Source organism: Phycisphaerales bacterium (assembly GCA_040217175.1).
GTDB lineage: Bacteria > Planctomycetota > Phycisphaerae > Phycisphaerales > UBA1924 > JAHCJI01.
The window spans coordinates 1,194,791-1,208,559 of sequence record JAVJNT010000002.1; the positions used below are offsets into that span (position 1 = coordinate 1,194,791).

The following is a 13,769-nucleotide window of genomic DNA, read 5'->3' on the forward strand; positions in this document are numbered from 1 at the left end:
CCGAATCCATCCCTGCGCAGGCAGCTCCGGCGTGCCCGTTCGACGCCCTCGCGAGGTTCGACGATGAACGTCCGATAGCCGCCATCGTCCGGGGCGATCGGGCCAGCATTCACCCTGCTTGCGGCTGGCAGGACGTGCAACCGGACGCGTTGACGCCCCGCGGCGACGGCGCCTTCGTCGGCTGCGTTGCCTACGAGATCGGCCACACGCTCGAGCCCACCAGCACAGCCGCGCGCCCCGGCTTGCCTGGCGCGGGGGCGCACCCCGACGCCGCATGGGGATTCGGCGGATGGACCTCGATCGGTGGCGGCGCGTCGCTTGCTGCCGATGGGCCGCGAAGCTCGTATCGGTTGGGTCCGCTGAGGAGTGCGTGGGGAAGGCACGGCTACGAACACGCCGTCGCCCGCGCCGTCGAGCTCATCCACGCCGGCGACGTCTACCAGGTCAACCTGACGCACGCGCTGGTCGGCCGCTTCGAGGGCTCGACGCGGGCGCTCTTCGCCGATCTCGCACGGCTCGCGTCGCCGGCCATGGGCTGCTACCTGGAGCTGCCTCCGCTCGCCAATGGTCGCCGGCGGGCGATCCTGAGCCTCAGCCCCGAGTTGCTGGTGCGCTACGACGCCGCGACGCGCACGCTGACGACCGAGCCCATGAAGGGCACGCGACCCGCAACCGACGCGGGTCTCGTCGATCTGAAACATGCCGAGAAGGACAAGGCCGAGCTGGCGATGATCGTCGACCTCATGCGCAACGACCTCGGCCGCGTCAGCGACGTCGGCTCAGTGCGCGTCGACGAGTCGCGCATGCTCGTCCGACATGGACCGATCGATGGCGGCGTCTGGCAGGCGAGTGCGCGTGTCACCGGTCGCTTGCGCGACGGCGTCACGCTCGACGACGTCTTGCGCGCCATCCTGCCGGCCGGCTCCATCACCGGCGCCCCGAAAGTGCGCGCGATGCAGGTGATCCACGAGATGGAGCCCACGCCGCGTGGGCCATACTGCGGCGCCATCGGCGTCATCGATGAGCACGGCAACGCCGAGCTGGCCGTGGGCATCCGCACGGCGGTGGTGGTGGGCAACGAACTGCGATACTCGGTGGGCGCCGGCATCGTGGCCCAGAGCAACCCGGCCGCGGAGTGGGCGGAGACGCTCGCCAAGGCCGGCCCGCTCCGGGCCATCGGCGCCATCATCGAGGACGACGCCTCGTGAGCCAGATCCTGGCCGACCTTGTCGATGCGTACGTGCTGCGCGAGCGCGAGTCGGTCGAGTTCCTCCAGCTCCGCCGAGTTGCCCAGCCGATGGCCGGCACGTGGCAGCCGGTGATGGGACACGTCGAGGCGCATGAGACCGCGGTGACCACGGTCGTGCGCGAGCTGGCCGAAGAGGTCGGGCTTCGGCCAGGCGACGATGCGTGGCTCAGCTTTTGGCAGCTCGAAGAGGTGCACCCCTACTTCGTCGCGGCGCTCGATGCCGTGGTGCTCTCGCCACGGTTCGCGGTACTGGTCGAGAGCGCGTGGGAGCCGGACATCTCGAACGAGGACGCGCACGATGCGCACCGGTGGGTGCCGGCGTCGCGCGTCGAGCATGAGTTCTTGTGGCCCGGCCAGTGGCGCGCGTGCGCCGAGGCCGAGCGATTGATCGCTACGCGCGGATCCGGGCTCGAGCGGGCGTTGCGGCTGCGTCCCGAGGCGTGACCGCCGCGGGCTCGAGGCCCGGCATGAGCGGAAACGCGTCGGCCTCGATCCCCAGGATGCGTGGCGCTTCGACCCACGGCGCGAGCGTCCGGGCCCCGAGCCCGCGACCATGCATCTCGGCGAGCGCGTCGAGCATCGGGCCGGGCGAGAGCGTGCCGATGACCAGGCGTTCGGCGTCTCTTGTCTCGTCGACGATCTCGACGCCCGCCTCGGTGATCGCCCGGCGAACGGCCCAGGCGTGCTTGCCCTCGTGTACGAGCCGCGCGGTCTCGAAGCGATCGGTCGCGAGGGCCTGATCGACGGCCTCTCGCGCGTGGTAGAGCCCGACGAAGCGTTCGAAGTGGTGCTCGCTCATCGGCCGGCGCTCGAGCGTGTGGCGGATGGTGCGCAGCTCGGCGAGGCCCTGCCTGAAGCCCTCGACGGCGTTCTCCTTGTCGGCGATCCAGGCGCACCGCCGGACGTGGTCTCGCCGCAGGAACGCACGGTCGCGTGCGGGCGTCGTGCGTTCGATGATGACGCCCTGGTTGCGCGTCAACAGCCGGATCATGCGGTTCAGGTCGCGATTGGTCGAGGTCTTGTGGTGCAGCACGCGGAACCACGGGCTGAACACCAGCCGCCAGCCCGCGTCGATCAGGCGGGCACACAAGTCCGGCTCCTCGGCGGCGAAAAAGAAGCCCTCGTCGTAGCCGCCCGCGTCGAGGTACGCCTGCCGGCGCACGGCCGCGCCGCAGCCCACGAGCACCTCGGGCAGCCCGCCGCGCTCGCGCGAGCCATCGGGCAGGGTGATGTCGGCCATCACGGCGGCCACGTCGTCGGCGGTCCGTTCGAGGACGTGCAGGTGGCCCAGGTCCAGCGGCGCGCTGTCGTCGTCGAGCATGATGAGCCAGTCGTGCTCGGCCTGCGCCGCCGCGTGGTTGCGCGCCGAGGCGGCCATGTTGCGGTCGAGCCGGACCACACGCACCGGGAGAGACGTCTCCGGCAGCGTGTCGCGCACCGGCACGTCCGATGCATTGTCGGCGATGACGACCTCGACGGGGCTCGACGCATGGCGGTGCAACGCATCGAGCGTGCGCAGCGTGGCGGCCAGTTCGGCCGGCCGGTTGCGCGTGCACGTGACGTAGGAGACGGCGGTCATGACGCCGCCCTCGCCGCAGCGTTCATCGTTGCCGCGTGGGCGTCGGCTCGATAAACGAGGTGGGCCGCGGTCAGGCGGTCGATGGCGTCGTGCATTGCGCGGTGCGTGACGGTGGCAACGCCCTGCCGCGCGAGGGCGTCGGCCTCGGCAACGGCGGCAAACAGTGCGGCGACGGCGAGTTGGTTCGACTCCGGCGCATCGCTCGTGCCAGCACCGAGGAGTCCCGCAGTGGCGGCGGCCAGCGCCGCGGCATCGGCGCCGCCCGGGTCGAGCGGGAGCGGCGCCAGGCTTGGCACCGGCTGGGCTCGCACGCGGGTCGGCCAGCCGTCTCCCGAGTCGATGGGGACCGCGAGGCGATCGAAGGCAAGCAGCCCCTCGGCCCCGAGGCCGACGATCAGTGCACGCACCTGGGCGGCGTCCATGGCCGACCACGCCGAAGAGGTCAGGCTGCCCGACGGGTTGGCGACGGCACGCCGCAGGTCAGGCTCGGCGACCATCAAGAGGTCGGCGTGGCGGATGGCCAGCGGGCTGGCGCCGCGTTCCTGGGCGCCGGCCGTCACCGTGCACGCTTGGTCGCGCAGCAACTCGCCCGCGGCCCGCCCGACGGAGCCGGCCAGCATGCCCAGGCCCTGGTCGGCGATGCACACGGCATCAACCGATGCGACGCGCTCAGCGAGCTCGGCCAGCAACGCGCCGCGCAGTCTCGTGTCGGCGGCGATGGGTCGTGCGTGGTCGACGGTCATCAGCTTTTGTGTGCCGGCAACGAAGTGCTCCACGACCAGCGGCTCGGGCGTGGCAGGGAGTGGCACGAGCTCGACGCCTGCCGCATCCAGCCGTTGCGTGAGCCGCCGTCCCGAATCGCCCGCGGGAGGCGCCGTAAGCAAGACGGGCTCGAGGCCCATCGCAGCGAACTGGAGCGCCACGCCCGCCGCCCCGGCCTCGAACCTGCGCTCGCCGGCCGGCCGGAGCGCCATGACCGGCTCGCGGGAGGCCATCTGCGGCGCCTGGCACACGCGGTAGACCTCTTCGACCGCTTCGCCAACAACGAGCACGCGTCGTTGCCGTGCGGCCTCGAGCGCGGCCAGGAGTCGCTCGCGCTCCATGCCCGGCTGTCGCAGGAGCTGAGCCAACGCACCACTGGGCGCGTCAACGCCGGTGTCGCGGCCATCCTCGAGCGCGGCGATGAGAGCCGAGGAGCTGAACACGATGTCGCCCGACGAGAAGACGACGCGTCCGCCGCTGGCCTCGACCGCCGCGCGTTCGGCCGCGAACCGCGGGTCGTCATTGGACTCGTACTCGCGGCCCTTGACGTAGACGTCGGGCCTCACCGCACGCAGGATGCCCTCGGCCGTCGCGTCTTCGACGATGTGGACGGCGTCGACCATGTCGAGGCTCGCGAGGTTCTCGGCCCGAAGGTCGTGGGGAATCAGCGGCCGACCGACGCCCTTGTTCACGCCCTGGTCGGCGGTGATGGTGACCAGCAAGGCGTCGCCCTGCGCCCTCGCCCACCGCAGGTGGCGGACGTGGCCGGGATGCACGATGTCGAAGCAGCCGTGGCACTGGACCAGCCGCTGGCCCGTCGCTCGGAGGCGATCGCGCCACGCCAGCAGGTCGGCGAGCGTGCGGATGGCCGGATGGTGCGGGGCCGCGGTCACGCCCTGCTTATCGGCTCTGCCGATGGTCGAAATGAAGTGAAGATGCGGGTTGTTCGGGCCGACACTGTCCTGACGACTTCTCGAGAGACGACCCCCGCCGACGTGGGAAGCTCCACCGATTCCAGGCCCAGAAAAGCAGGAGCTAGACGCCATGGAGCAGATCTCGGACGCGTTGGTGCTGGTCTTCGATGAGGGCTCGACGCTCGTCCAGCTCGACCGGAGCGGGGCGTTCGAGCGACACCGCGCATTGTGGACCGACATCGGGCGTCGCCACGGTCGGCTGATCCTGGTGACCCACGACCGCGGAGATGAGGCCGTCAAGGCCGCCGAGCTCGCCAAGAGCCTCAACGCGACCTGCGTGTGCGACGACCGCGGCACGCTCGCCCACGAGCACCAGGACCGCGCCGCCGGCACGGTGGCCGAGCTGCTCGAGGGCTGTACTTCTGCCGTCGTGCAGGCGGTCGGTCTCATGTCGGCGCCCACGGCCCTGGCCGTGGTTTCGACGTTGCACGAGGCGGGCATCAAGGCGGCGCTGCTGGCCGAGGGCGCCGACCTGTGGAGCCGCCAGTCGATCTGTGAGTTCGGTTCGACGTCCCGGGCCGCGCTCGAAGCAGCGTATCGCGAGCAGCTCGCATGTACGTCGGCGCACGTCGTGCTCGCCGGCTGCGGGCCGGTGGCCGACGACCTGGTGTGGCGGTTCAATTTGTCGGCCGAGCGCGTGCGCACCGTGCCCATGCCCGTGCTGGGTGACACCTGCTGCGTTCGGGCCGAGCAGCGCGACAAGAGCACGATCCTGGCATTCGGCCCGGCGACCAAGCGCGCCCGGCTGAACGTCATCGTCGACGCCATCGCCTTCTTGCGCAAGACGGACTGGCCCGACGCGACGCTGAAGATCCTCTTGGACGGCCCCGAGGCCCCGGCACTCGAGAAGCAGGCCGAAGAGCTCGGCGTGCCGCTCGAGATCATCCCGAGCCCGACGGCCGAGCAGGCCGCCCACTCGCTGCGCACGTGCGCCCTGATGGTGTATGCCGCGACGAGCGAGACCAACCCGCCTGCGGTGTTCGAGGCGCTCTCGGTGGGCACCGCTGTCGTGCTTGCGGTCGACCCCTTGTGCGCGCTGCAGGTGGTCCACGGCGTGTCGGGCCTACGGATGCCCCCCGAGTCCGAGGCGATCGCCCGGGCCGTCGGCGGACTGCTCATGGACGCCCCCTGGCGCGACGCGCTGGGCGCTGCCGGCCGCGAGAAGGCCTATTCAGACCACTCCAGCCCGGTCGTGGCCAAGGCCATGGCCGAGGCCCATGCCGCGGCGCTGGACATCGCCGAGCGCGACGGCTCGTCGGTCAGCGCGGCACTCATCCTCGCCGGGGCCGGGCTAGCCGAACTCGACCCCACCGACACCGCGGCCGCGTGGTCGAAGGCGATCGCCGACTCCCTGAGCGGCAACGACGCTCATCGCGAGGCGTGCCTTTCCGCGATCATCGCGGCCGTTGAGGATCTGCGGCGACGGGCGAGCCGGAATCCGGCGGCCTGAAGCGTTATCGGGCTGCAGGACCTGCGCGTTTCTGCCCAAGCCTGTCGGATGCAGTCGGAAGTTGTCGGATTTCACCGCTCCTGACGATATTGACGGATGCGAGGGCATGGACCGCCCCGCAGATTGGGGACGCTTCGCATGGACACGCACGCAGATAGCCTCGATCGCCGTCGATTTCGCCGCACGAGCGTCAACCGGGCGGGCAAGGTGTTCGTCCGCCGCGCCCTGCGGTACCTGCCGGTACGAGCGTTGGACGTCTCGCTTGGCGGGCTCTTGATCGAGGTCAAGAGCGACCGGCCGCTCATGGTCGGCGAGCCGCTGGACGTCATCATCGGCGATGGCAGCCAGGCGGTCATCGACGGCGACGACGTGATCGAGGCGCGGATCGCCCACGTGGAAGTCGACGAAGACGGATCGCAGCGGATCGGCCTGGCGTTCGCGCACGAGGGCGCCATGGCCGCCGTTGCGGCCTAAGCGATCCATGCCGGTGGGCAAAACCCGACGCGTTGATCAGCGGTTTTGCGAGCAGCCAACAATCTTTTTCCACGCCGGGCTGCGATGTCCGATGGCGTGACGGGTGCGCGGCGGCCGCGCGCGGCGGAGGGCCGGTGGCCTTGAGCGACGTGGCTCTGAACAACTCCAGGAGATGGGCGATCTCGCCCCGGCTCGGGCTGGCGGCATGCGGTGTGGCATGCCTGCTGGCCGCCGACGCGAGCTTCGGCCAGGTCCAGAGCGCCCCGCCCCTCGGCGAGGGCGTCAAGGCGCTGACGACGAGCGACTGGCTTGCGATCATCATCCGCGTGGCGGCCCCGCTGGTATTGGTCATCCTGTTCCTGGCCGACTTCATCCGCCCCGGCTCGTTCCAGCGGGCGGGCAAGCGCGACGTCGTGGCCTACCAGTGGCCCGTGTGGCTCTTCGGCGCGTTCGTCGTCGTCTCCGCCCAGATCTTCGGGGCCCAGGCCTTCGGCCAGATCTCGGGCGTGTGGGAGTGGCTGGCGGCCAAGGGCGGCCCGGTCCAGCCGTTGAGCGAGAGCGAGACGCGAGACGCGGCCCTGACGCAGCTTGGCTCGGTCATCTTCGGCGCCTTCGCGGGCGGCGTGATGGTCTTCCTGCTGAACAAGCGCGAGCACGACGAGGGCATGCGATTCGGTGCGGGCGACATCCCGCTCGGGCTCTTGGCCGTGGTCATCGCCTTCCCGGTGGTCGCGGCGGCGGGCGAGCTCTCGCGGATGGCGTTCACCTACGCCACGGGCGAGGAGCAGAGCACCATCGCCCACGCCACGCTCGAGATGATCCGCCAGAACTCGCAGGACCCGTGGACGTGGGTGATCATCTTCACGGCCATCCTGGGGGCGGCGATCATCGAGGAGCTGATCTTCCGGGCCTTCGTGCAGACCGCGCTGCTGCGGATGCTGGGCTCGACGTGGCTGGCCGTGATCATCACCAGCGCCGTGTTCGCCCTGGTGCACACGTCGGGCGATGCCGTGCCGTGGCACGCGGTGCCGGCGTTGTTCGTGCTTGGGCTGGCCATCGGCGTGGCCTACGAGCGGTTCAAGGGCCTGGGCGTGCCCATCGCGATGCACGCGGGCTTCAACGCCATCAACATCGCGCTCGTGCTGTGGATGGCCGACCCCACGCCCCCGCCCACGCAGTACGACGAGCAGGGCGTGCCCATCACCCAGACCGAGGATGGTCTGCAGCCGGGCCAGCAGCCGAGCCAGCAACCGGGCCAGCAGCCAGGCCCGCACGGCGAGTTCCAGGACCCCGCGACCGCGCCGCCGCCGTCGGGCCGCCCGGGAGGCCAGCCCTAGGCCGGTGGATTTGTTTGCGGCCGCCAACCGCTGTACTGTCCGGGGCTTTGGCAAGGCCGCACACGAGTCGGGGAATCCATCGCGGGCGATGCACTCGCCTCGCCGCTGCCGCGGCGCTGCTCGTGGCCGCCGGCGCTGCGCACGCCCAGGCCCCAACGGCCGACCAGGAGCCGCTCGAGCAGGTCACCGGCCCGCTGGCCCAGTTTGCCGACCGCCGGGTGGCGGCGGTGGTGCTCCGCCGGCCGACCGAGACGGGCGCCTTCGCGCCGCTCGACCCCACCCTCGAGACCATGGCCAGCCAGCAGATCCGCACGGCTCCGGGCTCGGCCCTCGACCCGCAGATGCTCTTGCGCGATCGGCGGACGCTCGACCGGCTGGGGCGTTTTCGGCGGATCGTCGTCGAGGCGGTTCCACAGGACGACGGCTCGGTGGTCGTGGTGTTCACGCTCGATCCACAGCCACTGATCTACGTCGTGCAACCCGTCGGCAATCGGGCGCTCAGCGACCAGAAGATCTCGGCCCTGACCGAGGTGCTGGTGCTCAACCCGGTCGACCCTGTGCTGATCCAGAACGTGGCGCGCGACATCGAGCGTGCGTATGCCATCGAGGGATACACCGAAGCCCAAGTGACGCCCGACCTCTCGGAGGTCGACGAAACGGGCCAGCTCTTCCTCCGCGTGCGCGAGGGCAGCCGCCTGCGCGTGACGGGCGTGCGCTTCGAGGGCAACGAGGTCTTCAGCAACCGGCAGCTCCGCTCGCAGGTCGATCTCGAGACGTATGCGCCCGTGCTGAGCAGGGGTCGCTTCGACGAGGCTCAGGCCGAAGAAGACGTCCAGTCGCTCATCCGGTTCTACCGCGATCGCGGCTACATCGACGTGCGTGCCGGCTGGCAGCGCATCGACTCGCCGAACAACCGTGAGGTCATCGTGGTGTACCACGTGGCCGAGGGCGAGCGATACACCGTGCGTGACGTGATCGTCGAGTACGTCGACGAACAGTTCGACGAAGACTTCGTGCCGCGCCTGAGCCCCGAGCAGGTCCGCGGGCTCATGTCGATCAAGACCGGCGACGTCTACAACGCTTCGCTCATCCGCCGGGGCGTCGAGGACGTCTATGCCGCCCTGACGCGGATGGGCTACACGACGTCCGTCGTCCAGACCGAGGATCTGACCGACGCCGAGGACAACCTGGTCGACCTGCGTGTCCGCATCAGCCAGGGCCCGGCCAGCAAGGTGGGCCTGATCAACGTCATCGGCAACTCCATCACGCAGCTGCGCGTCGTGATGCGGTTCATCGAGCTCGAACCCGATACGCCCGCGGACATCCACGAGCGCGTGCTGGTCGAAGATTCGGCGGGCCTGCGCACGCAGCAGAACCTCCAGCGATCGCAGTTCTTCGGCCCCATCGGCCGGCCCGACGTGCAGGTGGTCTTGCAGGATCCCGCCGGGCCGAGCAACCACCGGGACGTCCTGATCAGCCTCCAGGAGGCGCGGACGGCCAACTTCCAGATCGGGGCGGCCGTCAGCAGCGACTCGGGCCTCATCGGGCAGATCTCGATCAGCGAGGGCAACTTCGACATCGCCGACTGGCCCGAGAGCTTCGACGAGTTCATCGGCCGGCGGGCGTTCCGCGGCGGCGGGCAGCGCGCCTCGATCAGCGTCGAGCCGGGCAACATCAGCGAGCGATACCAGGTGGCCTTCGGCGAGCCACGGCTGTTCGAGGGCGACTACAGCCTGGACACTTCCGCGTACTACCGCTCGTTCGAGTTCGACGACTTCGACGAGGCGCGCCTGGGCGGCACGCTGTCGCTCGGGCGCGCGTTCGGCACGCGGTGGCGTGCCGGCCTCTCGACGCGGTTCGAGCAGGTGCGCGTGCGCGACATCGAGCCCGACCGCCCGGTCGACCTCTTCGACAGCGAGGGCGAGAGCCTGCTGGACGTGCTGGGCCTGACGTTCTCGCGATCGAGCTTCGATCGTCCGTTCCTGCCCACGCGCGGGTCGGCCTTACGCACGAGCATCGAGCAGGCGGGCCTGCTGACCGACGACTGGGACTTCACGCGGCTGCGGGCCAGCGGCATCGTGTACGTCCCCCTCCAAGAGGACTTCCTGGGCCGCGCGACGGTCGCCAACTTCTCGTCCCGAATCGGCTACATCCCGGACTCGCCGAGCGACGTACCCGTGTTCGAGCGGCTCAACTCGGGCGGTTCGAACTTTCGCGGCTTCGGCGTCCGCGGCATCGGCCCGGTCGGCATCCGCAACGACACGGGCATGCTGGGCGACGACCAGGTCGGCGGCACGTGGGAGTTCTTCGTGGGCGCCGAGATCCAGCAGCCGATCTTCAACGACAACTTTCGCCTGGTCTTTTTCACCGACATGGGCACCGTGACCAACAGGCCGGGATTCGACAACTGGCGGGTGTCGGTGGGTACGGGCCTGCGGCTGACCGTTCCCGCGCTGACCCCGGTGCCGCTGGCGTTCGACTTTGGTTTCCCCATCGTCAAGGAACCAACGGACGACACGCGGATCTTCAACTTTACCGTTGAGGTGCCGTTTTAGGGCCATTGCCAAATTTGCGAAGCGGGAGACCTGCATGCCACTGACCGACTACATCACCCTCGGCCGAAGCGGACTCCGCGTCAGCCCCTTCTGCCTGGGCACCATGACCTTCGGCAAGGAGTGGGGCTGGGGCAGCGACGTCGAGACGTCCAACGAGGTCATCCGGACGTTCCTCGACGCCGGGGGCAACTTCCTCGATACCGCCAACATGTACACCAAGGGCCACAGCGAGGTCGTCATCGGCGACTACTTCGACAGCGGGCCGGGCAAGGGCAACCGCGATCGCGTGGTCATCGCCACCAAGTTCCTGGGCAACATGTACCCGGGCGACCCAAACGGTGGCGGGGCGTCGCGCAAGACCATCTACGAGAGCTGCGAGCAGAGCCTCCGCCGGCTCAAGACCGACTACATCGACCTGTACTGGATGCACTTCCACGACAAGCACACGCCCCTCGACGAGACGATGCGGGCGCTCGATGACCTGGTCAGGTCGGGCAAGGTCCGCTACATCGGCTTCAGCGACACGCCCGCATGGCGCGTCGTGCAGGCCCAGTACGAGGCCATCTTCCGCGGCTGGAATCCGCTGATTGCATTGCAGATCGAGTACTCGCTGCTGGAGCGCACGGTCGAGCATGATCTGATGCCGATGGCACGCGAGATGGGCCTGGGCGTCACGCCCTGGAGCCCGATCAAGGGCGGCATCCTCAGCGGCAAGTACACGCGGGAGAATACGCCCAAGGAGGGCGAGGGCCGCTACGACAAGGACAGCAAGCACCTGAGCGAGCGGACGTTCAAGATCATCGACGCGCTGATCGAGATCGGCGACGCGCACGACGTCAGCGCGGCGCAGGTCGCCTTCAAGTGGGTGCAGGATCGCGACGGCGTGGCCTCCACCATCATCGGCGCGCGGAAGCTCGATCAACTCAAGGACAACATGGCCGCCATCGACCTGGAGCTCTCGGGCGACGAGACCAGGCGGCTCGATGAGCTGAGCGAGCCCGACCCCATCTTCCCCCACTCGTTCCTGGCGGGCATCCAAAACGCCATCCAGGGCGGCACGACCGTCAACGGCGTCGAGAGCGAGACACCCAAGATGGCCCCGCAGAACGACGACGAGCGCTGGTAGTTACGCGGTCTCGTACGCGTACCGCGCGGGCGTGCCCCGGTGCATCGGGTCGATCTTTCCCTGGTCGAACACCGTCCGCCCGCCCACGATCGTGCGGACGACCTGTCCCTTGAGCGTCTGGCCGTGCCAGGGGCTCCAGCGGCACTTGGTGAGCTGCTCGTCGTCCTTGACCACGTGGGCCTTGTCGAGGTCGAGAAGCGCCAGGTCGGCGTCATAGCCCGGGGTGATCGAGCCCTTGTTCACGATGCGCCAGGTCTCGGCGGGTTTTTCGCACATCCATCGCACGATCTGCTCGAGCGTGCACCTGCCGTCGTGCATGGCGGTCAGCATCACGGCGAGCGAGTTCTCGACGGCGGGCATGCCGCTGGGGCTCTTGGGGTAGGGCTGCTTCTTCTCCTCGAGCGTGTGGGGCGCGTGGTCGGTCACGACCATCTCGAGCACGCCGTCGTGCAGCGCCTTCCAGAGGGCCTCGATGTCGGCCTTCGTCTTCACGGCCGGGTTCATCTGGATGCGCGTGCCCAGGCGGTCGTAATCGTCGACGGTGAACCAGAGGTGGTGCGGGCAGGCCTCGCCCGAGACGATGCCCGGATGGGTCTTGCGCGTTTCGGCGATCAGCGGCACCTCGTCGGCGGTCGAGACGTGCAGCACGTGGAAGCGGTGCTCGTGACGAAGTGCCAGATCGATGGCGCGGGCCGTGCAGATCTTCGCCGCGGCGTGGTCGCGGATCTTGGAGTGATCGTGCACGGTGGTGCCGCCATCGAGCTTCGCCGCGTTGGCCTGCACGGTGGGCTCGTCCTCGCAATGGGCGCAGATGGGCAGCGCCGTTGTAGCGAAGATGGCCTCCAGCGCGTCCTGGTCGTGCACGTACAGGTTGCCCGTACTCGAGCCGATGAAGATCTTGATGCCCGCGACGCGCTGGGCGTTCTTGAGTTCTTCGAGGTTGTCGGTGCTGGCGGCGATGTAGAAGCCGTAGTTGACGATGCACCGACCGGCGGCGAGCTCTAACTTATGGTCGATGGCCTCCTGCGTCGTCGCCGGCGGCACGGTGTTGGGCATCTCGATGAAGGTCGTCACCCCGCCCTTGGCGCACGCGAGCGTCGCCGTGTGCAGGTTCTCCTTGTGCGTCAGGCCGGGCTCGCGGAAGTGCACGTGGCTGTCGATGACGCCGGGGATCAGGTGCAGGCCGCCGGCGTCGATGACCTCGTCGGCGTGGGCGCTGGGGGCCGGGTCGACGTCCAGGATGCGTCCACCGCCCAGCAGCACCGACGCCCGGCGAGTACCGCCCGGCAAGACGCAGGTGGCGTTGTCGATGCGGACTCGGGATACGGCTGGGGGCATGGTCGTTCCTTGGTCGGTGCGTGAAATCGACCTAGGCTAGCCGCGAGGAACGCACCCATGGCACCCACGACGCGGCGCAGGAGCGCCCAGCCGCCCATCACGGACGCACAGATCGAGCTGGCCGCACAGGCCGCCCGTTGCGTCGTGCAGACCCACGAGGCCATCGTCGGCTTCCTGCAACACGGCCAGACGCTGGCCGAGATCGACCGCTTCGTGGGCGAGACCCTCGCCAGCATGGGCGCCAAGAGCTGCTTCAAAGGCTACCGCGCCGGCCGCCACCCGCCCTTTCCCGCCCACGCGTGCCTGAGCGTGAACGAAACCGTCGTCCACGGCCACCCGGGCAGCCACCAGGCTCCGCTGGAGGAGGGCGACGTCCTCAAGGTCGATATCGGTGTCAGCAAGCACGGCTGGATCGGCGACGCCGCGTACACCTACAGCTTCGGCGAGCCCGACGCGACGACACGCAAGCTGATGGACTGCGGCAAGGAGGCCCTGCGACTAGGCATCGAGGCCATGCAGCCCGGCGCCGAACTCATCGAGTGGGCCCGGGCCATCCAGCACCACGTCGAGAAAGTATGTAAGTTCCACATGGTGCGGGGGTTGGGCGGCCACGGCTACGGCCGCACGCTGCACGCGCCGCCGTTCATTTCCAACACGGTGCCCGTCGTTGCGGCGATGGAATGGCGCGAGGCCCACCACCAGTTCACGCCCGGCATGCTGCTGGCCGTCGAGCCCATGATCGCCGTCGGCACCGGCAAGATCACCCAGCACGGCAACGCCTGGCCGCTGGACATCGCCGACGGAAGCCAGAGCGTGCACTACGAGGCCGACGTCCTGATCACCGAGGACGGCCCCAGGAACCTCACGGCCGGGCTCGAGCAACTGCCCGACGTCGTTTCAAAGTAAGTTGTTTCGAAGTAGGCAA

The 13,769-nt window shown here is 69.3% G+C and carries 11 protein-coding genes; 8 read left to right on the forward strand and 3 right to left on the reverse strand.

The features are described from left to right. Window positions 1–134 precede the first annotated feature (134 nt). Together RIA68_12300 and RIA68_12305 are read left to right on the forward strand one after the other, a co-directional pair. Window positions 135–1,208 carry an anthranilate synthase component I family protein gene (locus tag RIA68_12300; GenBank protein MEQ8318223.1) on the forward strand — a complete coding sequence of 358 codons (1,074 nt, stop codon included), beginning with the start codon at window positions 135–137 and terminating at the stop codon, window positions 1,206–1,208. Further along, entirely contained in the window at window positions 1,205–1,693 is a 489-nt protein-coding gene (locus RIA68_12305; GenBank protein MEQ8318224.1) for an NUDIX domain-containing protein, read from the forward strand. The genes RIA68_12300 and RIA68_12305 overlap by 4 nt, the downstream gene beginning before the upstream one ends. Here the strand turns inward: RIA68_12305 and RIA68_12310 are convergent. Both RIA68_12310 and RIA68_12315 read right to left on the reverse strand, forming a co-directional pair. Continuing rightward, window positions 1,641–2,828 (reverse strand): glycosyltransferase, encoded by a 1,188-nt coding sequence (locus RIA68_12310; GenBank protein ID MEQ8318225.1) that lies wholly within the window; start codon window positions 2,826–2,828, stop codon window positions 1,641–1,643. The two genes, RIA68_12305 and RIA68_12310, sit on opposite strands and share 53 nt — an antisense overlap. Continuing rightward, window positions 2,825–4,483 carry an adenylyltransferase/cytidyltransferase family protein gene (locus tag RIA68_12315; GenBank protein ID MEQ8318226.1) on the reverse strand — a complete coding sequence of 553 codons (1,659 nt, stop codon included), beginning with the start codon at window positions 4,481–4,483 and terminating at the stop codon, window positions 2,825–2,827. Before RIA68_12315 ends, RIA68_12310 begins: the two co-directional genes overlap by 4 nt. Before the next feature lie 151 nt (window positions 4,484–4,634). On the opposite strand from RIA68_12315, the gene RIA68_12320 reads away from it, so the two are divergent. The 5 genes from RIA68_12320 to RIA68_12340 all read left to right on the forward strand — a co-directional run bounded on the left by RIA68_12320 (window position 4,635) and on the right by RIA68_12340 (window position 11,506). Further along, window positions 4,635–6,014, forward strand: a complete 1,380-nt coding sequence (locus RIA68_12320; GenBank protein MEQ8318227.1) for a glycosyltransferase — start codon at window positions 4,635–4,637, stop codon at window positions 6,012–6,014. A gap of 138 nt (window positions 6,015–6,152) precedes the next feature. Further along, a complete protein-coding gene (locus RIA68_12325; protein MEQ8318228.1) occupies window positions 6,153–6,488 on the forward strand; it encodes a PilZ domain-containing protein in 336 nt (111 codons plus the stop codon). Between the two features lie 149 nt (window positions 6,489–6,637). Next, window positions 6,638–7,825, forward strand: a complete 1,188-nt coding sequence (locus RIA68_12330; GenBank protein MEQ8318229.1) for a CPBP family intramembrane glutamic endopeptidase — start codon at window positions 6,638–6,640, stop codon at window positions 7,823–7,825. Window positions 7,826–7,947: 122 nt separating this feature from the next. Beyond that, window positions 7,948–10,380 carry an outer membrane protein assembly factor BamA gene (gene bamA / locus RIA68_12335; GenBank protein ID MEQ8318230.1) on the forward strand — a complete coding sequence of 811 codons (2,433 nt, stop codon included), beginning with the start codon at window positions 7,948–7,950 and terminating at the stop codon, window positions 10,378–10,380. Window positions 10,381–10,414: 34 nt separating this feature from the next. Next, the gene (locus RIA68_12340; GenBank protein MEQ8318231.1) at window positions 10,415–11,506 is read left to right on the forward strand and encodes an aldo/keto reductase; all 1,092 of its coding nucleotides are present in this window, start codon (window positions 10,415–10,417) and stop codon (window positions 11,504–11,506) included. Here the strand turns inward: RIA68_12340 and RIA68_12345 are convergent, their stop codons facing one another. Continuing rightward, on the reverse strand, window positions 11,507–12,844 hold the full coding sequence (locus tag RIA68_12345; GenBank protein ID MEQ8318232.1) for a dihydroorotase: 1,338 nt from the start codon (window positions 12,842–12,844) through the stop codon (window positions 11,507–11,509). It lies immediately after the preceding gene. Between the two features lie 57 nt (window positions 12,845–12,901). Between RIA68_12345 and map the strand changes: the two genes are divergently transcribed. Beyond that, window positions 12,902–13,750, forward strand: a complete 849-nt coding sequence (gene map, locus RIA68_12350) for a type I methionyl aminopeptidase (GenBank protein MEQ8318233.1) — start codon at window positions 12,902–12,904, stop codon at window positions 13,748–13,750. Window positions 13,751–13,769: the final 19 nt, after the last annotated feature.